Genomic DNA, 24,041 nt, shown 5'->3' with positions numbered 1-24,041 from the left:
TGAACTAAAATTTATAGGATAAAATGATTTCAGGAACCTTTATACCGGCATTGGTCTCACCACATGGCATTCCGGAAGTGGCTGTGGGGACACAGCCACGGGGTTGGTGGACTAGATTTGCGAAGTTTTTCAAACTTCGCAAATCTTCTATTAAGAATTATCCGGAGTTAACATAATGTGCTTCGGACTTTCGGACTTTCGGACTTTCGGACTTTCGGACTTTCGGACTTTCGGACTTTCGGACTTTCGGACTTTCGGACTTTCGGACTTTCGGACTTTCGGACTTTCGGACTTTCGGACTCCCCTAAAATATCGCTTCTGCAATCCTTTTCGTTGGCCCGGGATTGCTCATGGTATAAAAATGCAACACAGGCGCTCCAACAGTTACCAGTTCCTTACATTGGTTGATCATCCACTCTATTCCAACTTCCCTTACTTCCTTTTCCGATTTACAATTATGAACCGCGTCGCTCAAATCTTCCGGAATATCAATATGAAAGATCTTTGGCAGGTTGATGAGTTGTTTGGACGAGGTGATCGGCTTTAAACCCGGAATGATCGGCACATTGATTCCGTTTTCACGACATTGCTTCACAAACTCAACATATTTGCTATTATCAAAAAACATCTGTGTAACTATGAATTCGGCGCCCATATCTACCTTTTGTTTCAGGTATTTAAAGTCAGTTTTAAGGTTTGGGGCCTCAAAGTGCTTTTCAGGATATCCGGCAACGCCGATGCAAAAATTAGCGTTTACCACCTCATGATCCTCATACAGGTACTTACCGTTGTTCATGTCGACAACCTGCTGTAACAGATCAGTGGCATACGAATGTCCGCCGGGAGTTGGGATAAACGAGGTATCTGCATGCCGGGCATCGCCGCGCAAAACCAACACGTTATCGATGCCTAAAAACTGTAGGTCGATCAACGCATTTTCGGTTTCCTCTTTGGTAAAACCACCACAGATCAGGTGCGGCACGGCATCAACCTTGTACCGGTTCATGATGGCCGCGCAAATAGCCACTGTCCCGGGGCGCTTACGGTAAGCTACCTTTTCAAGCAAACCGTTTTCATGTTGCTTATAAATATAATCCTCCCGATGATAGGTTACATCAATAAATGGCGGATTAAACTCCATCAGCGGATCAATAGCATCATAAATCCCCTGGATGCTTTGCCCCTTAACCGGCGGTAAAAGTTCGAATGAAAAAAGGGTTTTGCCTTTTGCGTTTTGTATGTGTTCTGTTATTTTCATTTGTGATCCTGTCCGGGTCAAATATTTAAGAGCGTTTTATATAACATGTCATTGCGAGCGTAGCGCGGCAACCTCGTCGCCGTGCATTAACGCCAATGCATTGCTGTCATGCATAGCTACGAGGTTGCTTCGTCGTTCCTCCTCGCAATGACAGATTTTTTAGTAGTTTATATTAGGTCCCAGCCACCTTTCGGCTGTTCCCAAATCCATATTTTTTCTTTTTGCATAATCTTCAACCTGATCCTTGCTAATCTTCCCTAATCCAAAGTACCTTGCCTGCGGATGTGCAAAATAAAATCCGCTTACAGACGCTGCCGGCGTCATGGCCAGGCTTTCGGTGAGGTGCATTTGTGCGTTATCTTCTGCCTGCAATATTTCAAACAAGGTAGTTTTTTCCGTATGATCCGGACAGGCGGGATAACCCGGCGCCGGGCGGATGCCCTGGTATTCTTCCTTTATCAGGTCATCGGTGCTCAGTTGTTCACCTTTTGAGTAACCCCAATATTCCTTACGTACCAGCTCATGCATTTTTTCGGCGAAGGCTTCTGCTAAACGGTCGGCCAAGGCTTTAGCCATAATGCTGTTGTAATCGTCATGATCAGCTTCGAATTCAGCAACCAACTCGTCGCAGCCGATCCCTGTGGTTACAGCAAATCCGCCAAAATAATCAGGTACGCCGCTTTCTTTTGTAGCGATGAAATCCGACAGCGCATAATATGGATCACCTTTAACCTTTTCAGCCTGCTGGCGTAAGGTGTGAATACGGGTTAGCAATGTTTTGCGGGTTTCGTCAGTGTACAATTCGATATCATCACCTACGCTGTTGGCCGGCCAGAAACCGATCACGCCGTTTGCATGTAGCAACTTATCGTCAACTATTCTTTTTAACAATACCTGCGCATCATCAAAAAGTTTTTTTGCTTCATCGCCCACAAACTTATCGGCAAAGATCTTCGGATAACTGCCGCGCAGTTCCCAGGTATGGAAAAACGGCGTCCAGTCAATATAAGGCAACAGTTCCTCCATGGGATAATCTTCCAATACTTTTGTTCCGGTAAACGTCGGCTTCTGTGCCACATCGCCATCCAAACTGATCTGGAACTTTTCCTTCCTGGCCTGATCAATAGATACAAAACGCTTATCAGAGCGTTTGTTCAAATGCGCCTCGCGTGCCTTGGCGTATTCATCCTTTATCCCGTTGATATAAGCATCCCTATTATCCTTGCTCATCAAACTGCTGCACACAGTAACACTTCGCGAAGCATCCAGCACATGAATGGCAGCCCCCGAATAGTTAGGCGCCACTTTCACCGCGGCATGGATCCGGGATGTTGTCGCCCCACCAATGATCAAAGGAATAGTAAACCCTTCACGCTCCATTTCCTTAGCAAAATGAACCATTTCATCAAGCGATGGCGTGATCAACCCGCTTAGCCCTATTATATCTACGTTTTGTTTTTTAGCTTCTTCGATAATGCGTTGCGCCGGCACCATCACGCCAAGGTCTATCACCTCGAAGTTATTACAAGCCAATACAACGCCTACTATATTTTTACCTATATCATGCACATCACCCTTAACGGTCGCCATCAGGATCTTACCTGCGTTTGCCCTGCTCCCGCTTGAATCCTCCCCGGCATCAATAACACGCTGCTTCTCCAGCTCAATGAATGGCAGCAGGTAGGCAACCGCCTTTTTCATTACACGGGCAGATTTTACCACCTGCGGCAAAAACATCTTGCCCGCACCAAAAAGGTCCCCTACTATGTTCATACCGTCCATTAATGGTCCTTCGATCACTTCCAGTGGCTTGGCGTAGGCTTGCCTTGCTTCCTCAACATCATCATCAAGGTATTCAATGATACCTTTTACCAATGCGTGCGATAAACGCTCCTGCACGGTTCCCTTGCGCCATTCCTCGTCGCGCTCAATTACCTTGCCCTTACTTTTTATGGTATCGGCAAATTCAACCAAACGTTCAGTGGCATCCGGACGACGGTTCAATAAAACATCTTCCACTAATTCCAATAGATCCTTTGGGATCTCCTGGTAAACTTCCAGCATCCCTGCGTTTACAATCCCCATATCCATTCCAGCCTTTATAGCGTGGTAAAGAAACGCAGAGTGCATTGCTTCGCGCACGGTGTTGTTACCGCGGAACGAGAATGAAATATTACTTACCCCGCCGCTAACTTTAGCATACGGCAGGTTTTGTTTGATCCAGCGGGTAGCTTCAATAAAGTCAACTGCATAGTTGTTATGTTCTTCAAGTCCGGTAGCTACTGTTAAAATATTGGGGTCGAAGATGATGTCCTGAGGTGGAAAACCTACCTCGTTCACCAATATATCATATGATCGCTTACAGATCTCAGTCCTGCGCTGTAACGAATCGGCCTGGCCGGTTTCATCAAATGCCATTACCACGGTAGCCGCACCATAGCTCAAGATCTTACGTGCCTGCTCCTTAAACTTTTCCTCGCCTTCCTTTAGCGAGATAGAGTTTACAATCCCCTTACCCTGGATACATTTCAAACCAGCCTCGATAACCGACCATTTTGACGAATCTATCATAATGGGCAGCTTGGCAATATCGGGTTCAGAAGCAACAAGGTTCAAAAACTTCACCATCACGGCTTCAGAATCGATCATTCCCTCATCCATGTTGATGTCGATCACCTGCGCACCGCCTTCTACCTGCTGACGGGCAACCGTTAAAGCGGCTTCGTAATCCTCGGCCAAAATCAGCTTTGAAAATTTAGGCGAACCTGTGATATTGGTACGCTCACCCACGTTTACGAAGATGCTTTCGGGCGTGATGGTAACAGCTTCCAGTCCGCTTAGCCTCATGAACGGCTCAATGTCCGGGATCAGGCGTGGCGGATACTTGGCGGCTTTCTCAGCAATACATTTAATGTGTTCAGGTGTAGTCCCACAGCATCCGCCAACTATATTCACCAGGCCGTTTTTTATAAAGTCATCAACCTGGTGCGCAGTTTCATGTGCGGTTTCATCATACTGGCCAAACTCATTCGGTAAGCCCGCATTCGGATAAGCTGAAATATATACGTTGGCCTTTTCAGACAATTCCTGGATGTGCGGCCGCATTTCCTTTGCTCCCAAAGCACAATTCAACCCAACTGATAGTAAATTGGCGTGACTAACCGAATCCCAAAATGCTTCAACGGTTTGTCCTGATAAGGTACGACCCGAAGCATCAGTAATAGTACCGGAGATCATGATCGGCAAATGTTTGCCTGATTCATTTGCATAACGGTTTATCGCAAACAAAGCAGCCTTTGCATTCAGCGTATCAAATATAGTTTCAACCAACAGCATATCAGAGCCACCGTCCACTAATCCCCTAACCTGGTCGTAATAAGCTCCAGCAAGATCATCGAATGTAACAGCACGATAACCCGGGTCATTAACGTCCGGCGATAAAGAAGCAGTACGGTTTGTAGGCCCAACAGCACCTGCCACAAAGCGCGGCTTCGCCGGATTTTTTATATTGTATTCATCAGCAACCTCGCGGGCAATGCGGGCACCTTCGTAGCTTAGCTCATAAGCCAGCTCTTCAAGTGCATAATCTGCCAGCGAAATGCGCTGCGTGCTAAAGGTATTTGTTTCAATAATATCAGCACCTGCATCCAAATATTCAGCGTGAATAGCTTTGATGATATCCGGGCGGGTAATATTCAGCAGGTCATTATTGCCCTGCAAATCGGAAGTATGCTCACGAAAACGTTCACCACGGAAATCGGCCTCGGTTAATTGATACCGCTGGATCATGGTACCCATTGCCCCGTCAATAACCAGGATTCGTTTTTCTAATTCTTTTCTAATATCCATTATAATGATTTCACCGATTATTTGATTTTGATTTCACCGATTATTGATTTGTATTTCGTCGATTTATCCAGCACAAGTGCAGCTATCGGTGTAATCATCTCTAATCAGTGCAATCAAAAAAACTAAAAGCTTATCTCGAAAAGTCGGGTGTTATTTGACTTTCGCTTATCTTTCCCGGGGCCGTTTGGCTGCCGGGTAGAATGTAGCACCTTGTAAGTACAGGTTGCTAAGACATCGCAGGGTCTATCCCTCCGTCTTTCTCCATAAGCACCACAAAGATGCAGAATAAACAGGCATTTTGCAATAGATTTTAGTTGTCATAGGATAAGAAATGACAGGGGAAATAGAATCAGAAAAGTAAGAATCAAGAGGCAAGAAAAAATTACCGTAAACAAAAAAAGCTGCCTGTGTTTGCAGGCAGCTTTTTTATAAAGAATGCAGTTATTATCTCCTTCTTCCGAATAAACGCAATAAGAAAAGGAACAGGTTGATAAAATCAAGATAAAGGGTTAAGCCGCCCATCAATGCCATTTTTGATGCAGTAGCATCACCATAGGTCAAACCGGCGCCGATTTGTTTTAGTTTTTGAACGTCGTAAGCAGTTAAGCCAACAAATACCGCAACACCTATATAGCTAATAAGCATATCAAGGCCTGAACTGTGTAGAAACATATTAACCAATGATGCTACAACGATTCCGATAAGAAACATGATTAAAATTGAACCAAATTTTGTTAAGTCCTGCTTAGTTGTATAACCGGCAATTGCCATTACACCGAACACTACCGATGACGTTAAAAACACGCCCAAAACTGATGATGCAGTAAAAGCAAGTAATATAAAACTTAGGCTAATACCGGTTACTGCTGCATAAGCAACAAATAAAAGGGCAAGTACAGGGTATGAAATTCGGTTCAAGCCAAACCGCATTAAAAGCACAAATGCAAGAGGTGCAAACATTACAAGGTAAGCGAAGCCAGATAACTGGCGGGTTTCTTCATTAACCATCATGCGCATCAAAGATGTGTCATTCGCGAATATATAAGCACATAATGCAGATACACCCAATGCCACAAACATCCACATGAATACATTAGCTAAAAACTTACGTGAAGTATCTGTTTCATTAATTTGTATAACGTTATTATAAACGTCAGTTGATCTGTTATTTTCCATTTTTAATTTAAAAAATTTATTATTCAAATTTAGTTATTGAATTGAGATTTAGACATGCAATTGAAGAAAAAGTTTAGTTTAACAATTAACGGAAGCATTGCCCGTTTTATTTGATCTGAACAAAAAATTACAAACCTACTATGAAAGCCTTTTTTACATTCACCGCCCTGCTTTTTATTGCCTCCGCATCATTTGCCCAGGTTAATACCTTTAGCATCGACAGCGCCAAACTAAATAAACCTTTAATGCTGGTGCTAGATACCATTTACAAGGATGACCAGGGCGCAAGATACAGAGCTCAGGACCTGTCGAAAACCAAGGCAAGTGGCGCGCAGACCGATTCGGCTATGAAGGTTGTTCGTGAAAATGATACCCGCGACTTAATTAAGGTAACCGCAATTATTGATAAATACGGATGGCTCGGTCCGCAGGATGTAGGCATGAACGGCAGCCAGGCTTTATTTTTAGTAATCCAGCATGCCGACCTTGCCACGCAGCAAAAATACCTGCCTATGATCAGAACCGCGGTTAAAGACGGCAAAACCTTGTCCAGTAATCTGGCATTGCTGGAAGACCGTGTTGCTATGCGCGAAGGACGGAATCAAATTTATGGCAGCCAGCTTTTCAGAAACAAAACAACCGGCAAAATGTGCTTCTATCCCATTGCCGATCCCGACCACGTTGACGAAAAACGCAAAACGATGGGCCTGCAGCCAATAGCTGATTATGCAAAATTATTCAGTCTGAATTGGGATGTGGAGGAATATAAAAAGGATCTGCCTGAAATTGAGAAGGCAGCGCGATTGCAGTGATTAGTTAATTAGAGGCCAGAGATTAGTTGAAAAATTAACGATAGGTGATTCGATTAGTCGATTTAAGCCGGTTCGCTTTTTCCTGATCTCTAATTAACTAATCTCTAGTCAACTAATTCAATCTCCTCGTCAGTTGTTCTTCCACCTTTTTGAACACCTGGATAGGTTTTAATGTCCGCCAGGCCAAATCGTCAAGCACGCCGCCGAAATTGATGTAATAATCGATGTTGTTGCGCTTAAACTCGTCTATTACGTGATCTCTAAAGTTGATGCCTGCTATCCAGCCATCCTCCACATCCTGGAACCATTCCTCGTAGTAGCAATCGTCGGATGAATGAAAATTCAGCACGTTCTCTCCGATCAGGATAAAATGATTGATGCCGTTATCGATCATTAGCTCCAGGATCTCGCGCTTCATCAGCATGATATCGTTGTTGATCGCATCGTTCCACTCCCCTATAAATTCAATAATGCTGTATCCCTTTTCGTAATCAACAAACAGCACCTTCATATACAGCGTATTTGAACCGAACGAATCCCACTGCGGGTGCAGCAGGTAATTGTACACCTGCTTATCAAATTCAAATTCGCTATACTGCGTAGCATAAAAGGGCGAATATTCATCTTCCGCTGCCACGTAATCGTCACGCCACTTATAATATGGTTCTATCTCGTGCATAATCTTAATTCCGAATGTGCGGATGTGCGAATTAAGCCTCACATCCGGCAACAAAGCATGTCCCTATTATTTAACCAACCCTATTTAATACTCATTCGCACATTTGCATATCCACGCATCTGCACATCATTTTTCAATTCGCACATCCGCATATCCACGCATCCGCACATCATATCCCGCTATTTTCCACTGCCTTTCTCACGCTGCCATATTTTTTCAGCAGTTCAGCAGCAGTCTGTTCATCCAGGCCGGTTTCACTCATCACCATGTGGGTGCCGCGGTCAACCAGCTTATGGTTGCTTAACTGCATATCAACCATTTTATTCCCCTTGACCCTGCCAAGCCGGATCATGACGCTGGTACTCAGCATATTTAAAACCAGCTTCTGCGCTGTACCTGCCTTCATGCGGGTTGAGCCGGTTAAAAACTCCGGCCCGGTTATTACCTCAACCGGGTATTTGGCCTCCGCTGCAACCGGGCTGCCTGCATTACACACAATACAGCCCGTGGTAATATTATTTGCGTTTGCCTTTTGTAAGCCACCTATCACATAGGGCGTTGTGCCTGATGCTGCTATGCCTACCAATACATCCTTATTATTAATATTAAATTCCTCCAGGTCTATCCAGGCCTGTTCGGTGTTATCCTCGGCAAATTCAACAGCCTTGCGGATGGCAAAATCACCTCCTGCTATTATACCAACCACTTCATCAAACGGCACTCCAAATGTTGGCGGGCACTCCGAAGCATCAACCACGCCTAACCTGCCGCTTGTTCCGGCGCCTATGTAAAACAAACGACCACCGGCCTTCATTTTTTCGGCAGTAATCTTTACAAGCGCCTCAATTTGCGGAATCGCCTTTTCAACAGCCAATGGCACACTTTGATCCTCTTTATTTATATTTCTAAGGATTTCAGGCAGCGGCATTTGCTCCAGGTTGTTATAGTGCGAATCTTTCTCGGTCGTTCTTTCCATGCAGATCGGCTGTTTTTTTAGCAAAATTGAGGAAAAATATTGAGAGTTGTTCGGCTATCATGACATCATACCAATAAAATGACTTTAATAGATGTTTAAACCGCTTTTAGCCAAATAATTATTACAAAATAATGGCTCACACAATGTATACTAAACCACTATACTTAGCAACAATTTTGTAAATTTGTACCATATTAAAATATGAAAAGGGCTGCAGGTGTAATTTTCAGGACGATGGTATTGGTTTTGCTGGGTATTTTTATCGGCGTGGTGATCAGTAACCATAGTTTGATGAGCCGCAGCCTGGGCATCCCAATGATGGAGAACGACAAGATCTCCAAGGTACTTTCGCTTGTCAAACAAAATTATGTAGATTCTGTGAATGTCGATAGCGTTGAAGGCGTTACCGTTAATAGCATGCTGCAAAACCTCGACCCGCATTCTCTTTATCTCCCTGAACAAAAGGCAACCACATTGAATGAAGGCTTAGCCGGCGGTTTCAACGGAATAGGTTTAGAGTATCAGTTACTTCGCGACACATTGGTAATTACACAGGTGTACGCCGGCGGACCAGCAGCAAATGCTGGCCTGGTTACCGGCGACAGGATCATCGATGTAAATAATAAAAAGTTCTCTGGCACAAAGCTCACCATACCGCTTGTAAATAAAACACTGCGGGGTAGCATGGATTCGGCATTGTTGCTTGCTGTTGCAGCGCCAAACTCAACCGCCAAAAAGCTGTATACCTTAAAACGTGGCTATGTTAACACCAGCAGCCTCGATGCATCGTATATGGCCGCTCCGGATGTGGGCTATATAAAGATCAGCAAGTTCGCATTAACTACCGATACCGACTTTCGCGAAGCCTTGAAAAAGCTAAAAATCGCAGGAATGCAGAAGCTGGTGCTTGATCTGCGTGAGAATGGCGGCGGTTATTTAACCACCGCTACTGCCCTTGCCGATGAATTTCTAAAAAAGGGAAAACTCATAGTTTATACCCAGGGAATCCACGAAGAACGCAGGGACTATTTCGCAACAGACTCCGGCAATTTCCAGGATGGTAAATTAGCTGTTATAATTGACGAATATTCCGCTTCTGCCAGTGAGATTCTGGCCGGCGCATTGCAGGACCTTGACCGTGCCGTAATAGTTGGCCGCAGGTCGTTTGGAAAAGGCCTGGTGCAGCAACAATTTAGCTTTGATGACGGATCAGCAGTAAATTTAACCATAGCCAGGTACTACACGCCGTCAGGAAGATCTATCCAAAAATCATATCGGGGGGGTATCGACAACTATCACCATGAAATTTCTGAAAGGATGCGCAAGGGCGAATTTTTCTCCGCGCAAAGTAACCTGGACGACAGCATTTTCAAAAAACCATCGCCTTATCATACGGCAAACGGACGTAAAGTCTTTAGCGGCGGCGGCATTATGCCTGATATTTTTGTACCTGCTGATACAACTGGGAATACAGAACTATTACAGCAACTAACCGATCAGCAACAGTTTACTGCCTACACAATTGATAAGCTGCAGCCGCAGTTGAATAAATTCAACTCCGCAGATGCATTTATGAAGCAATATACCGTTAGCGATAATGAGGTTGACAATTTTATCCTTTATGCATCTCAAACTGTAAAGGAGATGGACTCACACGAACTGCTAATCTCCAAACCTACAATAAAAACAATGCTCAAAGCCGTGGCTGCCCGCTTTAAGTGGGGCGCCAATGCCTATTATGAAGCCATTAATAGTGACGATATGACACTTGCGAAAGCTGTGGAAGCGGTGAGGTAAATGTGCGGATTTTTGATGTGCAGATGTGCGAATTGAAAAGCCTAACAAATTTACTCATCCGCACATTTTCATATCCGCACATTCGCACATCATCTCCCTATTTCTGTCTAAACCAAACTTGTACGGGTGCTCCGTTGAAGTTAAAGTTCTCCCTGATCTTATTTTCTATAAAGCGATAATAAGGCTCTTTAACGTACTGAGGTAAGTTACAGAAGAAGGCAAACATCGGTGATGTTCCCGCAATTTGTGTGATGTATTTTATCTTAACGTATTTGCCTTTTATCGATGGCGGCGGATAAGCCTCGATAATTGGCAGCATTATTTCATTTAACTTGGAGGTAGGGATTTTCCTGATCTTATTTTGGTAAACGTCATTTGCTGTTTCGATCACCTTTAACACCCTTTGCTTTTCTGTAACAGATGTGAATACAATAGGCACATCGGTAAATGGCGCTATTTTATCGCGGATCTGCTCTTCAAAAACTTTAATGGTCTTGTTGTTTTTTTCGATCAAATCCCACTTATTAACTACGATCACCACACCCTTTTTATTCTTTTCGGCCAGGTGGAAGATATTGATATCCTGCGATTCAATTCCTTCAACGGCATCTATCATCAGGATCACAACATCAGCTTCTTCCAATGCCTTAATGGTACGCATTACAGAATAAAATTCGATATTCTCCTTAACCTTGGTTTTCTTACGCATCCCGGCAGTATCGATCAGCATAAAATCATGACCGTACTGGTTATAATGGATATGAATGGAATCGCGGGTGGTACCGGCAATCGGCGTTACAATGTTACGGTCCTTGCCAATCAACGAATTGATAATAGATGATTTACCAACATTCGGGCGGCCGATGATAGCATATTTTGGCAGCGTATTTTCTTCAATAGGCTCATCATCAAAATGCTTAACCACTTCATCAAGTAACTCACCGGTTCCTGAACCGGTCATCGACGAAATGTTATAAAGTTCGCCTAAGCCCAGGCTGTAAAACACCATCGAGTCAGCTAATTGCTGGTTATTATCCAGCTTGTTCACCACCACAAATACAGGCTTTTTACCCTTGCGTAATAGTGTTGCTATTTCATCATCCAGATCGGTAATGCCGGTGGTAACGTCAACCATAAACAATATAACGGTTGCCTCTTCAATGGCAATAATTACCTGCTCACGAATGGCGGCTTCAAAAACATCGGCAGAATTGGCTACATAACCACCTGTATCAATCACCGTAAACTGGCGACCGATCCATTCAGAAACACCGTAATGCCTGTCGCGGGTTACACCGCTAAAATCGTCGACGATGGCCTTGCGGGTTTCGGTTAAACGGTTATATAAAGTTGATTTGCCTACGTTGGGCCGGCCCACTATGGCTACTATATTGCTCATTTTATTATTAGATTCAAGAATCAAGAGTCAAGAATCAAGATAGCTGCATTACGCAATCTTAATCTATTTGCTTAATTCTAATATACGATTATTATATTTTTTTGCCTTAAAATCTTGATTCTTGCATCTTGATTCCTGGCTCTTCCCTATTCGTACCCAAACTTCTTCAGGTAGTTTTTCTTACTGCGCCAATCGGGGATAACTTTTACAAACATCTCTAAAAAGATTTTCTTCTGGAAAAACTCCTCCATATCGCGGCGTGCATAGGTGCCAACAATTTTCAGCATCGCCCCCCCTGTTCCAATGATGATATTCTTTTGCGAGTCGCGTTCCACTATAATTTCAGCGCTGATGCGGTGCAACTTTTCGCCTTCAACAAATGCAGTTACAATAACTTCTGTGCTGTAAGGGATTTCCTTTTTGTATTGTTTCAGGATCTGCGCCCTGATCATTTCCGATGCAAAAAAGCGGTCGTTACGATCTGTTAAAGCATCTTTCTCGTAATATGGCGGATGTTCCGGCAGGTGCTCAATAACAAAATTCATTACAGCCAGCACATTGTAGTCTTTTAATGCCGAGATAGCAAAAATCGCCTTTGGCTTCAGCTTCTCTTCCCAAAATTCAACTTTGGCTTTTACAGTTTCCTCGTCACTTTGGTCAACCTTATTGATCAATACGGCAACGGGTGCTTGTGTGCCTTCCAGCTTCTTCAGCACGTCAGTTTCGTCGTACTCTTCGTAAATATCTGTAACAAGCAGGATCAAATCGGCGTCCACTATCGATCCATCCACCTGGTGCATCATACTTTCGTGAAGTGCATAGTGCGGTTTAATAACACCGGGAGTATCTGAGAACACGATCTGGTAATCTTCCTCGTTAACAATCCCTAAAATGCGGTGCCTTGTTGTTTGTGCTTTGGGGGTGATGATGGACATTTTTTCACCTACAAGAGCGTTCATAAGCGTTGATTTACCCGCGTTGGGCTTACCAATTATACTCACGAAACCTGCCTTATGCGCCATAGAAAAATAATTAAAATAATATTTGGACTGCAAAGAAACGAATTATATCTTTGCAGTCCAATTAAAAAAGGGGATTACACCGATTTAAAAGGATTACACCGAAAATAACTAATCGGTGAAATCGAAACTAATCGGTGAAATCAAAAAAACAAAAATAGAGTGCGGGATGGAGCAGTTGGTAGCTCGTCGGGCTCATAACCCGAAGGTCGTAGGTTCGAGTCCTGCTCCCGCTACCCAGAAAGAAAGAGCCTTTAGCTTAAGTCTAAAGGCTTTTCTCTTTAAATGAATTGTGAAGGATAACACAATAAAATAAAAAGACCCCTTTCTGCAGTAATGAAGCAGATCGTATAATAAAAACAGTGCGGGATGGAGCAGTTGGTAGCTCGTCGGGCTCATAACCCGAAGGTCATAGGTTCGAGTCCTGTTCCCGCTACCTAAGAAACAGGCAGTTACGTTGATCGTAACTGCCTTACTTTTTTCTGTTAAAATATTATAACGGTTTTTAGCTTGATTTTGGCTTAAATAAAGATACTCATTTACCGGAATAATATTATACCTTGCATTTACTAAAACAACCTTATCCATATCCGATGAAAAGCCATCCAGATTTCCTATTTATCTCTCTAAAACAGCCAAATTGCGTGCTTCCGAAGGAGATATTTACATTAACTGGAAACTTACAAAGATGGAACCATGGACTTGCAGGGAACTGACTTCGTGAATACCGGCGACACTTTGATCTCATCGAATACCGTTTACGTGTACACTAAATTGATGAACCGCACACGCCGGCAAATACTTACTAGGTTGGCACTTTGAAATACACCAAATCAACACAGTCAACAGTTATCATAACCAATCCAAACTAAAAACAAACAACATGTACAAATTGCTCCTATGCTTCCTTCTTGTTACTATTGGAACTGAAACCTTTGCCCAAAACAAAAAGGTGGCTGTTGTAACTTTTTATGCCGATAAGCGCATTGACCTTTCAGACTTTGGCCTGAACATGACTGCCGACCTGCTGAAACTGGACGAAGATCCTAATTTTAACCTTACCCCTATGGTAGATGACTTTCATGGCCGATTTTTCAACGATTATGCGAAGAGCTTTCCCTTCCAATTAGTTCCGGAAGCCGAGATCACCGGGACTGATGCCTATAAAACCTATGCGCCGGACGACCGCCCGACTATGGTAAAAGATGTCATGTTCACCCCTGCTATTGGCTATAAAGTGATAGAATACAACTGGGGAAAGAAGAACGAGCAAAACCTGCTTAAAATGTTCCCGCAGTACGATGGCATCATGTTCGTATCGATCAATTTCTCCTTACAAAAAGGATTTGCAATTGGCGGAACCGGGACGGTGAAAGTTAGGGCCACTGCGAACATTGTTTTGCTTAGTAAAGACGACAAAAAGGTATTCAGTATAAATGAAAGTTCGACTTCCAAAAAAACAACGATCGCCATCGGGGGGATTCCGGTACTAAAGCCGGAAAAGATTTTGCCGATGTGCGAAAGCGCGCTGAATGAACTGATGGAAGACCTGCAAAAACGGATACCGAAGATCATAAAAAAGACTGAAGCAAAATTATAGATTGAAAATATAAAAGCTGTCTAGTATGCCCGATAATTAATTTTTGCACGAAATTCATTTTTATTTACTGATCCTGAGGAGATTACGCAAAGTGCGGACCAGGCTTACTTGCCGATGTCTGCCGATGCATACGGCTGACGAGTAAGTTAAACTGCCACGTGTAGAATAAGGGGTTTCGGCAATAATCCCTGCTTATTCGTTATGTATTAACCAAAAAAATCAAGGATGGTATTTTAAACACCAATTTAAAAAACACACCATCATGAAAAGAAGGAGCCTTGAATCGAAAGATTTGAGGCTTTTTTATTTTCGGTAGCTGTGTCACACGCACGCGGGCGATGGGCAGAAGCCTGCGCTTTATTGCCTATACTAGAACACTAAAACAGGCAAATCTTCCGACTTTTTATAGTTTTGTTATTTGTCGCTATCCACCCCTATTTTTGTCACTTTTACACGGCGTAAAATCCTGAAATCCCTTCGATCTTTGTATTGTCAATAAAGTCAAACTAATTTAAATAACATTTTATGAAAAGAGTATTCAAAGGATCTAATTTCCTCAAGCCGGTATTAATTATTGCTTTGCTTTTTTTTACAGTATTTCAATCTAACGGGCAACAGCTTAAACCCGCCGGCAGTGGCTACGTGCCTGTTAATGGCATTAAAGTTTATTACGAAGTATATGGCGAGGGTAAGCCGCTTGTTTTGCTGCATGGTGCCTTTATGAACATTCAGATGAACTGGGGGCAGTTAATACCTGAATTGTCAAAAACAAGAAAAGTAATTGCCATTGAAATGCAGGGACATGGGCATACACAGTATTCTGACAGGAAATTAGACCTGGCTACAATGGCAAGTGATGTGGATGGAGTAATGAATTACTTAAAGGTCGACAGCGCCGATGTGGTAGGTTATAGCATGGGCGGTTCCATAGCCTACCAGCTGATCATTCAAAATCCTAAGCGTGTAAAAAAATTGGTGATCATCTCCTCTACATATAAAAGTACGGGCTGGGCGCCCCAGGTAGCTAATGCGTTTAAAAACATGAAGCCTGAAATGTTTGCGAATAGTCCGATGAAAACGGCATACGATGCAACAGCGCCTGACAAAACAAAATGGAATAAATTCGTGGAACAGATGCTTGCCTTTGTCGGGTCAACTTTCGACATGGGTGACAGCAATATTGCAAAAATTACTTCGCCGGTATTGATCATCTCGGGCGACAATGATGGTCTGGATAAAGTTGAGCTGGCGAAAACCTATCAATTACTCGGAGGTGGAGTAGCTGCTGATATGGCACCGATGCCAAAATCACATTTGGCCGTTGTTCCTTCGCAGAGTCATGTGAGCCTGATGATGCAGACGAATATAATATTGGGTTACTTAAATGACTTTTTAAAGTAAAACTGGTTGGGATTGCTATTAAAAAGATGGTTCGATGAATATTTCGAACTATTAATTAAAAACAAGCAACAACTTCAATTAAACTAATATGAGAAAGATAATCGTTTTAACATTTATTACATTAGATGGAGTAATGCAGGCACCCGGCGGACCCGAGGAAGATACATCGGGTGGCTTCAAATATGGCGGCTGGTCAGCACCTTATGGTGACGATGTTACCGGCAAAGTGATGCAAAAACAGATGCAACCTACGGATATTCTCCTGGGCAGAAAAACATTTGAGATTTTTGCCTCCTACTGGCCTGCGCATGCTGACTATTGGCCGGGCATCAATGATGTCACGAAATACGTCGTGTCCAACACCATGAAAGAGTCGAACTGGAAAAACTCCGTGTTCCTCACAAATGTGGCTGATATTGAAAAGCTCAAAAACACTGAAGGTTCCGACATCAAAGTTTGGGGCAGCGGCGAACTAACTCAATTACTACTGAAGCATGATTTAGTAGACGAACTTTGGCTCAAAATTTACCCGGTGACGCTTGGCGAAGGAAAGAAGCTGTTTGATAGTGGTACGATGCCTGCAGCATTTAAATTAACAGAGAGTCTTGTTACACCAAATGGTGTTATTGTTGCCAATTACGCTCGCGCGGGAAATGTTGAGACGGGTACTATTGGAGCTTAAGAGAAATAAATCGCTAAACGGCTTAAATATTAAAACCATATATAACACTAAAATCATTTACCTATGTTACCCATCAAACCACACCTCTGGTTCGACCAGGATGCAAAACAAGCAGCTGAATTCTACGCATCATTCATGCCTGGTTCAACTGTCAATTATGCCAATCACTTCCCAATGCCTGGTGGCGAATGTGAAGTAGTAGAATTTACTATTGCCGGCCAGCAGTTCTTCGGCATCAGTGCCGGTCACAAGCTCGGCATCAATCCGTCCATTTCTTTTATGATCAATTTTGATCCCTCGCGTGACCCGGATGCCACCCAACATATCGACGAAATTTGGAATAAGCTAATCGAAAATGGCAAAATAATGATGCCATTGGATAGCTACCCTTTCAGTAAACGTTACGGCTGGGTTGAAGACAAACACGGCGTATCCTGGCAACTGATCCTGACCAACCCGGCCGGTGAGGAAAGGCCTGTGATCACTCCTTCATTGATGTTCACCCAACCGGTGGCCGGTAAAGCCGATGAGGCAGTCGACTTTTACTGCTCAATATTCAAGGACAGCAAACGCGGCACCACTGCCCCGCGCCCGGAGGATATGGGGCCGGATAAAGCGGGCACACTTATGTTTGCTGATTTTCACATCGATGACACCTGGCTGGCCGCTATGGATAGCGCGCATCAGCACGGTTTCAATTTTAATGATGCGGTGTCGCTATTGATCCCATGTGAAACCCAGGAAGAGATCGATTACTACTGGTCGGCACTTTCAGCTGGTGGCGAAGCCGGGCAATGTGGTTGGTTAAAGGATAAATACGGCGTATCATGGCAGGTGGCCTCCACCGTGATGTTCGATGCGCTCAAAAACGGCAGCCCTGAACAGATTGAACGGGTTACACAAACTTTTATGACGATGAAGAAAGTTGACATCGAAACTCTGCAGCGGGCTTATGATGGTGGCTGATCAATTAATTATCATGATCTATAAACATTGCTGAATTTCGACAGTAGGTGCCGAGTTGATATTTACCCGGTTACGTGTCTGAAAAGACAAAATTGATAAAACTTCTAAATCTTTAACCTAATAGCTCGAGTTCAGTCCGGTTCCCGCTACTTCTTAAAAAGTCAGAAGCCTCAAGTCGAAAGATTTGAAGCTTTTTTTGTTCCTTTATTATTGTAATTTCGATTGTAGACACTCAAAATTATTTTGGATTAACCAGAATACTGTGGGATATCGTAAAAATATTCCGCTTGATCCAGTTTCAGGTATTATTGGAAGAATGAATAAAAAAATGAACGTATATATTAGGGTTTTCACGTTGCTTGTTTCGGCATGTACAAGTCGTGATTCGTCAGTTGACAAAAGTACACTGTTAGGTGTCGATTACCGCCTTTTTCAGGAGACACCTGCCTGGGAACTTGCCAAGGCAGTACAAGACGGCGACACGGTAAAAATAAAACAAGAGATACAGAAGAAAAAAGATCTTATTGATTTCAGGGAGGAGCGTTTCGGCCAAACATTGCTAGGGCTTTCGGTGTCAAATATGAATTATCCATCGGCCAAAACGCTGATGGAATTGGGTGCCGATCCCAATTTGCAGGACTCGGAGTACGGCGATTCTCCGTTAATGGAAGCTGCAAAGCTGGAAAATCCAATTTCTGGTTCAGACCCAAGATTTCTAAAATTATTGTTGAAACATGGCGGCGATCCTAATGCAATGCAGAACGGGCCAAAGAAGACAAGGCGGACACCTTTAATGATTGCCTGTGAGGCCGGTGACTTGGATTATATGAAAATATTAGTTGATGCAGGAGCAAAAGTAGATATGGTAAATGAGTACGGAAGTAGTCTGTTAGAGTCAGCAGTTGATGCAGCTGGTTTATACAGACGTCCGGAGATCGTCATTTATTTGATAAGTAAAGGCGCAGGATTCAAAAAGGTACTTTATAAAACTATAGAAGGTCAAAATAAATATATCACCGATGGTATGCGACAATGGTATTTTGAATTAGGTTCAGCAGAATATAAAAAGAAGTTGCAAATAGTTGACTTCTTAAAAAGAAATGGGATGGACTATAGAGCTTCAGAAATACCGAAAGAAGACTTAAATAATTATTCTAAAGAATATCTGGAAAAATATTAAAATCATTGAAATGAACAAGTGTTTCATCATTGCATATTTGCTGCCCGGCCAAAAAGCCTCAAATCGTTAGCTTTGAGGCTTTTTTATACCCAAAATGCTGCTGAATTAATCTCCATAACATCAATTTGCACATTCGCTCAAATTTAATATGTTTGAGCTATGAACCAGCAACCTGTCCCCGCAAATTCTGTAAGCCGGATCCTTACTGCAAGCCTCATCGGAACCACCATCGAATTTTTTGACTTTTATATCTATGCCACTGCTGCGGTGTTGGTTTTTCCCAAGTTATTTTTCTCTGCGGCTGATCCAACTTCGGCTACGCTGGAGTCGTTGGCCACTTTTGCACTGGCCTTTTTTGCACGGCCATTGGGCGCGGCTTTATTCGGGCATTTTGGCGATCGTAAGGGGCGTAAGGCCACGCTGGTTGCAGCGTTATTAACCATGGGACCGTCAACAGTTGCTATCGGGCTTTTACCGGGCTATGCTTCCATAGGCATTGCAGCCCCGATATTACTGGCCATTTTTCGTTTCGGGCAAGGTTTGGGACTGGGCGGCGAGTGGGGCGGCGCAGTGTTACTGGCTACCGAAAATGCCCCTGCCGACAAAAAAGCCTGGTATGGAATGTTTCCTCAGCTCGGCGCTCCCATAGGTTTCCTGATCTCCAGCGGTACTTTTTTTATACTGAGCAAAACCATGAGCGAGGGCGATTTTATCAGCTATGGCTGGCGGATCCCATTTATTGCCAGTGCGTTGCTGGTTTGGGTAGGCCTTTATGTACGGTTAAAAATATCCGAAACACCGGAATTTATGAAGATAATTGATAATGACCAGCGCGCAAAAGTGCCGTTTGCTGATGTTTTTGTTAAACACACTGCAGCCATAACACTAGGTACACTAGCTACTATAACCACATTCCTGCTATTTTATTTGATGACGGTGTTCACCCTAAGCTGGGGGACCTCGGCGCTACACTACCCCAAAAGCAATTTCCTGATCATACAAATGATCTCCATGCTGTTCTTCGGTTTGGGGATTCCTCTCTCGGCCGTACTGGCCGACAAATACGGCCGCAACAAAATGCTTGTTGTAGCAACCATCTTAATTATGATATTCGGGATTGTCTTCGCACCTCTATTTACCACAGGCAGTTTGTTTATAACGGCTATATTCCTGTCGCTGGGCATGTTCCTGATGGGGCTTACCTACGGACCAATAGGAACTGCGCTTGCCGGCATTTTTCCGCCATCGGTGCGTTATACCGGTGCTTCGCTCGCATTTACGCTGGCCGGTATTTTAGGCGCATCGCTTACGCCGTACCTGGCCACTACATTGGCGCATAAGTTCGGGCTTGCATACGTAGGCTATTACCTTACAGCAGCCTCAACAGTTACGCTGCTAGCCTTGCTTGGTGCCAGGAAAATAATGAAGCAGCAAGCCGAATAAGGCTTTCTACGTTTGCATTTCATTGCCCGTTTTAAATTCAATGCGTAATGCTGGCATAAGACTCAGCATTTAACGTAAAAAAGTTTATTTTGATAAATCGATTTAGCAAATTACTTGTACATTAGCCGAACCTAATGGGCCTCAAGCCGCAATTGATTTTTCAAAATGAAAACTAATAAAGTACAACTGATTTTATTACTGGCTGCCATACTTCAATCAGTAACAATTTATATCGCCAATGCGCAAATAATTAAAACTCCCCGTGGAATACTTGTGAAAGCCGGAAACCAGTCGGTTGGGCTATCGGTAGCCAAGGATGCGGCATTTTGTTTAAGCTTAAACGACTCAATAGCGCCATCCACTATTAAAAGTATTTTTATTGACGGAACCAACACAGCTACCACCCAGTTTACGGTGATTTCCGCTCGTCCCTCTTACGGCATCAAAACATCATATGGAAAATTGATGATCAATACTAAAACTGGGGTATGGTCTCTATACGATGCAACGGGCCGGATACTTATCCGTGATGGTGCTTTTTCATCCACAGGCAAAGCAATACAAATTACACATACGGCAGCAGGCTTGCTTTATGGCTCCGGGAACAACGCATCGAAAAAACTTGAGAAAAATCAGTCCGGTTCTTCTGCCAGCAATGGCGTCGCCGACATTCCGTATTTTTGGAATAGCAGGGGCTACAGTGCATTTGCCGTCTCCTCAAATGATGATATACCCGCAACCTGGAACCGGGCCGTGGATAAAGCGACCTTAACCTGGCAATTTTCCGGAAGGGCTGCAAATTTATACCTATGGCCAGCAAAAACTATGTATGACGCTGCACGTGGATATGTGAAGCTTACCGGAAAACCCAAGCTGCCGCCGAGGTGGGCATTTGGTTACCTGCAAAGCAAATGGGGCTGGGACGACAGCACTTATGTAGCAGATGTTGCCACTAAGTTTCGCACGCATAAATTGCCGGTAGATGCGTTTATTTTCGACTTCGAATGGTATACCACCCTCCCCGACTATGCCGTGAAAAAGGAAGGCAAGGAAGGATTTTCTGATTTTACGTTTAACGCCAAAGTATTCCCCTCTCCTGCCAAACAAATAGCTAATTTAAAAAGCGAGGGCTTTAAATTTATTGGCATCCGCAAGCCGAGGCTGGGCAATGCGGCGAGGCTGGATACAGCCAGGAAAAACGGTTGGCTGATCAGCCCGAAAACTGATAACCGCGATTTAAACTTCAGCAGTCCTGCCCTGCGAAAATGGTATGAGGAAAGAAACCGCCCACTAATCAAAGCAGGTGTTGATGCCTGGTGGGACGACGAGGGCGAATCATATTACACCTGTTATTACTGGTGGAATAAAGCACAATATGATTTGCTGGCATCGGCCCGGCCAAATTATCGCCACTTTACCCTTAACCGGGCATTCAGCCCGGGCGATCAGCGTTTGGGCTATAGCACCTGGAGCGGCGATATTCCTTCAACCTGGCCCTCTTTGGTTAATGTGCCCATGGACCTGCTTAATTTCAGCCTGGCAGGTATGTACTACGGCTCTTGCGACATCGGCGGTTTCCAGGGAACGCCGACAAAAGAAATGTTAGTGCGCTGGTTCCAGGCGGGGGTATTTTTACCGATAATGCGCGCTCACTCCAACATTGGTACAACTCCCCGTTTTCCTTATTTATGGGATACCGACGGTGAAGCTGCTATGCGCAAGGCGCTGAACCTGAGGTACCAGTTGTTGCCTTATATTTATAGCCTCGGTCACGAAGCTTACAACACCGGCTCTCCTATTATGCGGCCCCTGGTAATGGAGTTTCAGGCAGATACAACCGTTGCCAACATGACGGATGAATGGCTGGTAGGCAAAGGCTTGTTAGCGGCACCCGTATTAAATGCAGGCGGCAAGCGAAATGTATATTTACCTGGCGATACCTGGTATGATTATTACACCGGCGATGTGATCAAAGGCCCCAAAACTATTTCGGTTGATAAGGCGCTCGATGAGATCCCGGTTTACGTGCGCGCGGGTGCTATACTTCCGATTGGTCCTGTTATTCAATATTCGGAACAGACATCCGATACCCCGCTTGAAATCCATATATATCCCGGAAAAAACGGCAGCTTTAAAATGGTAGAGGATGATGGGGTATCCTACAATTACACTAGAAGCGATACAAGAATAACAGATTATTATTGGAGCGATAAAATCAAAACATTAACATGGAACGTAACCGGCCACTATGCCGGTAAAAACGTTTATAAAACCATTAAGGTAGTTTTGGGTAAGGATCAAAAGGTTACCTCTATCGGCAAAAAAGGACGCCTGGCTTTTAAGTGATAAAAGCATGATCCGCTTTGATATTATGACGAGGAACTGATTATCCTGGTTATCGTGTTATTTTCTATAGAATATTCCCCGAGGTGATTCCCATCAGGACATGACGTGATCTGGGTCATTTTGTCAAGCCAGCATACTGTGTAAACTTGTAAGAGAAAAACAGTACCATGAAGGGGATTATCATTTATCAGGGTAAATATGGCGCCACGGAGCAATATGCGCAGTGGCTGGGTTCATCACTACACTTGTCATCATTGAAGGTCAAAGACGCGACGGCAGATGCACTGGCAGGTTATGATCTTGTCATTGTGGGAAGTTCAGTGTATGTCGGCAAGCTGGTTATACGAAAGTGGCTAAGGCAAAACCTCGGCTTACTGGCTAGTAAAAAACTTATCCTGTTTATCGTTTGCGGCACGACGGCCGAAGATAAGATCCAGCAACAGCAATTGGTGCACAACAACCTCGATCCCCTGATCAGGAAAAGCACTAAAGTGTTTTTCCTGCCCGGCAGGTGCATCGTTGCCAAATTGTCACTGATTGACCGCCTCGTTTTAAAAATGGGCGCCATGCTGGAAAAAGATCCCAGGAAGAAAGCGGTTATGAACAATGGTTTTGATGGCATAGATCAAAAATGCCTGGACAATCTGATCGAAGTGGCCGAGCCCTTCCTAAACCCTGAACTGGTGACAAGCACGCAATAAAAGCACAACAAAAGGGAGATAGCAGGATGTTAGGTAAATTAAACGAAGAACAGATAGAAAACTTGCTCAAAAAGCAAGTCACAGGCCGTATTGCTTGCACTGACCACGGCTTGCCCTATATTGTGCCGGTAAACTATGTTTATGATGGAAAACAGATCATCAGTCACAGTGCTCCCGGCAAAAAGGTTGAAATGATGCGGAAGAACCCCCGTGTTTGTTTCCAGGTGGACGAGATCAAAACCATTTTCAATTGGCAGAGCGTGGTAGCCTGGGGTCGGTTTGAGGAAATCACCGACATGGCGGAAAAGGAACAGGCTATTTTGGCCCTGACCCACCGCATAATGCCCTTCGCTGAAAAACCAATCAATCATACTTCCCACGGATTGGCCGAAAATGAAGAAGATGTTGGCACCAGGCTAGACCTGATCTTATATAAGATAGTGCTGATTAGTAAGACTGGCCGGTTTGAGCACAGTTAGTCAACGGACTCCAGTATTGTTATTAAATAATTCAGGAAGCAGGAACATTTTATTTATTCCTCAAAACGACAGGGGCTACCGGATCGGGAACGATTGGTTCCCCCGTTCCACCACCTTTGTCATGTTCCCAACGTTCCACTATAGTTAAGACAGTACAAACAAGTTTAAGCGCCCTTTTTAAATTGAAACAATTGTATTGCTTTTTAAAAACAAAACTCATCGTTGATTCTTCCGATTTTTTGAAAAAAACTATAAAAATAGTTTGTAAACTATGAAAT

General features: G+C 43.7%; 18 protein-coding genes, 2 tRNA genes and 1 riboswitch. Of the genes, 13 read left to right on the top strand and 7 right to left on the bottom strand.

Going from position 1 to position 24,041, the window contains the following annotated elements; all coding sequences use genetic code 11:
• Positions 1–304: 304 nt before the first annotated feature.
• The 3 genes from metF to KXD93_RS18540 all read right to left on the bottom strand — a co-directional run bounded on the left by metF (position 305) and on the right by KXD93_RS18540 (position 6,283).
• Positions 305–1,258, bottom strand: a complete 954-nt coding sequence (metF, locus tag KXD93_RS18550) for a methylenetetrahydrofolate reductase [NAD(P)H] (protein WP_258138842.1) — start codon at positions 1,256–1,258, stop codon at positions 305–307.
• 159 nt (positions 1,259–1,417) lie between these two features.
• Positions 1,418–5,107, bottom strand: coding sequence for a methionine synthase (gene metH / locus KXD93_RS18545; protein ID WP_258138840.1), 3,690 nt, complete (start codon positions 5,105–5,107; stop codon positions 1,418–1,420).
• A 162-nt stretch (positions 5,108–5,269) separates the two neighbouring features.
• Positions 5,270–5,377: riboswitch (SAM riboswitch) on the bottom strand.
• A gap of 174 nt (positions 5,378–5,551) precedes the next feature.
• Entirely contained in the window at positions 5,552–6,283 is a 732-nt protein-coding gene (locus tag KXD93_RS18540; RefSeq protein WP_258138839.1) for a Bax inhibitor-1/YccA family protein, read from the bottom strand.
• 140 nt (positions 6,284–6,423) lie between these two features.
• On the opposite strand from KXD93_RS18540, the gene KXD93_RS18535 reads away from it, so the two are divergent.
• Positions 6,424–7,095, top strand: coding sequence for a DUF6624 domain-containing protein (locus tag KXD93_RS18535; RefSeq protein WP_258138838.1), 672 nt, complete (start codon positions 6,424–6,426; stop codon positions 7,093–7,095).
• Positions 7,096–7,207: 112 nt separating this feature from the next.
• On the opposite strand, the gene KXD93_RS18530 is transcribed toward KXD93_RS18535, so the two are convergent.
• Positions 7,208–7,774 carry a hypothetical protein gene (locus KXD93_RS18530; protein WP_258138837.1) on the bottom strand — a complete coding sequence of 189 codons (567 nt, stop codon included), beginning with the start codon at positions 7,772–7,774 and terminating at the stop codon, positions 7,208–7,210.
• A gap of 169 nt (positions 7,775–7,943) precedes the next feature.
• Complete coding sequence (gene murQ, locus KXD93_RS18525; RefSeq protein ID WP_258138835.1) at positions 7,944–8,750, bottom strand: N-acetylmuramic acid 6-phosphate etherase; 807 nt, start codon at positions 8,748–8,750, stop codon at positions 7,944–7,946.
• Between the two features lie 201 nt (positions 8,751–8,951).
• Here murQ and KXD93_RS18520 point away from each other — a divergent pair, with 201 nt between their 5' ends.
• Positions 8,952–10,547 (top strand): S41 family peptidase, encoded by a 1,596-nt coding sequence (locus KXD93_RS18520; protein ID WP_258138834.1) that lies wholly within the window; start codon positions 8,952–8,954, stop codon positions 10,545–10,547.
• A 97-nt stretch (positions 10,548–10,644) separates the two neighbouring features.
• Here KXD93_RS18520 and der read toward each other — a convergent pair whose 3' ends face one another.
• Together der and era are read right to left on the bottom strand one after the other, a co-directional pair.
• Complete coding sequence (gene der / locus KXD93_RS18515; protein ID WP_258138833.1) at positions 10,645–11,946, bottom strand: ribosome biogenesis GTPase Der; 1,302 nt, start codon at positions 11,944–11,946, stop codon at positions 10,645–10,647.
• A 146-nt stretch (positions 11,947–12,092) separates the two neighbouring features.
• The gene (gene era, locus KXD93_RS18510) at positions 12,093–12,968 is read right to left on the bottom strand and encodes a GTPase Era (protein ID WP_258138832.1); all 876 of its coding nucleotides are present in this window, start codon (positions 12,966–12,968) and stop codon (positions 12,093–12,095) included.
• Between the two features lie 160 nt (positions 12,969–13,128).
• Between era and KXD93_RS18505 the strand changes: the two genes are divergently transcribed.
• The 11 genes from KXD93_RS18505 to KXD93_RS18455 all read left to right on the top strand — a co-directional run bounded on the left by KXD93_RS18505 (position 13,129) and on the right by KXD93_RS18455 (position 23,763).
• Positions 13,129–13,205 (top strand) — tRNA-Met (locus KXD93_RS18505).
• Between the two features lie 123 nt (positions 13,206–13,328).
• A tRNA-Met gene (locus KXD93_RS18500) sits at positions 13,329–13,401 on the top strand.
• A gap of 447 nt (positions 13,402–13,848) precedes the next feature.
• On the top strand, positions 13,849–14,565 hold the full coding sequence (locus tag KXD93_RS18495; protein ID WP_258138831.1) for a hypothetical protein: 717 nt from the start codon (positions 13,849–13,851) through the stop codon (positions 14,563–14,565).
• A gap of 525 nt (positions 14,566–15,090) precedes the next feature.
• The gene (locus KXD93_RS18490; protein WP_258138830.1) at positions 15,091–15,966 is read left to right on the top strand and encodes an alpha/beta fold hydrolase; all 876 of its coding nucleotides are present in this window, start codon (positions 15,091–15,093) and stop codon (positions 15,964–15,966) included.
• Between the two features lie 88 nt (positions 15,967–16,054).
• Positions 16,055–16,648, top strand: a complete 594-nt coding sequence (locus KXD93_RS18485; protein ID WP_258138829.1) for a dihydrofolate reductase family protein — start codon at positions 16,055–16,057, stop codon at positions 16,646–16,648.
• 63 nt (positions 16,649–16,711) lie between these two features.
• Positions 16,712–17,614 carry a VOC family protein gene (locus tag KXD93_RS18480; protein ID WP_258138828.1) on the top strand — a complete coding sequence of 301 codons (903 nt, stop codon included), beginning with the start codon at positions 16,712–16,714 and terminating at the stop codon, positions 17,612–17,614.
• Between the two features lie 262 nt (positions 17,615–17,876).
• On the top strand, positions 17,877–18,794 hold the full coding sequence (locus KXD93_RS18475) for an ankyrin repeat domain-containing protein (protein ID WP_258138827.1): 918 nt from the start codon (positions 17,877–17,879) through the stop codon (positions 18,792–18,794).
• A 159-nt stretch (positions 18,795–18,953) separates the two neighbouring features.
• Positions 18,954–20,237 carry an MFS transporter gene (locus KXD93_RS18470; RefSeq protein WP_258138826.1) on the top strand — a complete coding sequence of 428 codons (1,284 nt, stop codon included), beginning with the start codon at positions 18,954–18,956 and terminating at the stop codon, positions 20,235–20,237.
• Between the two features lie 165 nt (positions 20,238–20,402).
• Positions 20,403–22,583, top strand: a complete 2,181-nt coding sequence (locus KXD93_RS18465) for a TIM-barrel domain-containing protein (RefSeq protein WP_258138825.1) — start codon at positions 20,403–20,405, stop codon at positions 22,581–22,583.
• A gap of 167 nt (positions 22,584–22,750) precedes the next feature.
• Positions 22,751–23,284: a flavodoxin domain-containing protein gene (locus tag KXD93_RS18460; protein ID WP_258138824.1), complete on the top strand. Its 534-nt coding sequence runs from the start codon at positions 22,751–22,753 to the stop codon at positions 23,282–23,284.
• Positions 23,285–23,310: 26 nt separating this feature from the next.
• A complete protein-coding gene (locus tag KXD93_RS18455) occupies positions 23,311–23,763 on the top strand; it encodes a pyridoxamine 5'-phosphate oxidase family protein (RefSeq protein WP_258138823.1) in 453 nt (150 codons plus the stop codon).
• Positions 23,764–24,041 lie beyond the last annotated feature (278 nt).

This window comes from Mucilaginibacter phenanthrenivorans (assembly GCF_024721155.1).
Lineage (GTDB): Bacteria > Bacteroidota > Bacteroidia > Sphingobacteriales > Sphingobacteriaceae > Mucilaginibacter > Mucilaginibacter phenanthrenivorans.
This window is presented reverse-complemented; position numbering and strand designations above follow the sequence as displayed.

Excerpts from the sequence above, each read along its gene's own strand:
- metF (WP_258138842.1), bottom strand. The coding sequence starts at position 1,258 with ATGAAAATAACAGAACACATACAAAACGCAAAAGGCAAAACCCTTTTT.
- metH (WP_258138840.1), bottom strand. The coding sequence starts at position 5,107 with ATGGATATTAGAAAAGAATTAGAAAAACGAATCCTGGTTATTGACGGG.
- KXD93_RS18540 (WP_258138839.1), bottom strand. The coding sequence starts at position 6,283 with ATGGAAAATAACAGATCAACTGACGTTTATAATAACGTTATACAAATT.
- KXD93_RS18535 (WP_258138838.1), top strand. The coding sequence starts at position 6,424 with ATGAAAGCCTTTTTTACATTCACCGCCCTGCTTTTTATTGCCTCCGCA.
- KXD93_RS18530 (WP_258138837.1), bottom strand. The coding sequence starts at position 7,774 with ATGCACGAGATAGAACCATATTATAAGTGGCGTGACGATTACGTGGCA.
- murQ (WP_258138835.1), bottom strand. The coding sequence starts at position 8,750 with ATGGAAAGAACGACCGAGAAAGATTCGCACTATAACAACCTGGAGCAA.
- KXD93_RS18520 (WP_258138834.1), top strand. The coding sequence starts at position 8,952 with ATGAAAAGGGCTGCAGGTGTAATTTTCAGGACGATGGTATTGGTTTTG.
- der (WP_258138833.1), bottom strand. The coding sequence starts at position 11,946 with ATGAGCAATATAGTAGCCATAGTGGGCCGGCCCAACGTAGGCAAATCA.
- era (WP_258138832.1), bottom strand. The coding sequence starts at position 12,968 with ATGGCGCATAAGGCAGGTTTCGTGAGTATAATTGGTAAGCCCAACGCG.
- KXD93_RS18495 (WP_258138831.1), top strand. The coding sequence starts at position 13,849 with ATGTACAAATTGCTCCTATGCTTCCTTCTTGTTACTATTGGAACTGAA.
- KXD93_RS18490 (WP_258138830.1), top strand. The coding sequence starts at position 15,091 with ATGAAAAGAGTATTCAAAGGATCTAATTTCCTCAAGCCGGTATTAATT.
- KXD93_RS18485 (WP_258138829.1), top strand. The coding sequence starts at position 16,055 with ATGAGAAAGATAATCGTTTTAACATTTATTACATTAGATGGAGTAATG.
- KXD93_RS18480 (WP_258138828.1), top strand. The coding sequence starts at position 16,712 with ATGTTACCCATCAAACCACACCTCTGGTTCGACCAGGATGCAAAACAA.
- KXD93_RS18470 (WP_258138826.1), top strand. The coding sequence starts at position 18,954 with ATGAACCAGCAACCTGTCCCCGCAAATTCTGTAAGCCGGATCCTTACT.
- KXD93_RS18465 (WP_258138825.1), top strand. The coding sequence starts at position 20,403 with ATGAAAACTAATAAAGTACAACTGATTTTATTACTGGCTGCCATACTT.
- KXD93_RS18460 (WP_258138824.1), top strand. The coding sequence starts at position 22,751 with ATGAAGGGGATTATCATTTATCAGGGTAAATATGGCGCCACGGAGCAA.
- KXD93_RS18455 (WP_258138823.1), top strand. The coding sequence starts at position 23,311 with ATGTTAGGTAAATTAAACGAAGAACAGATAGAAAACTTGCTCAAAAAG.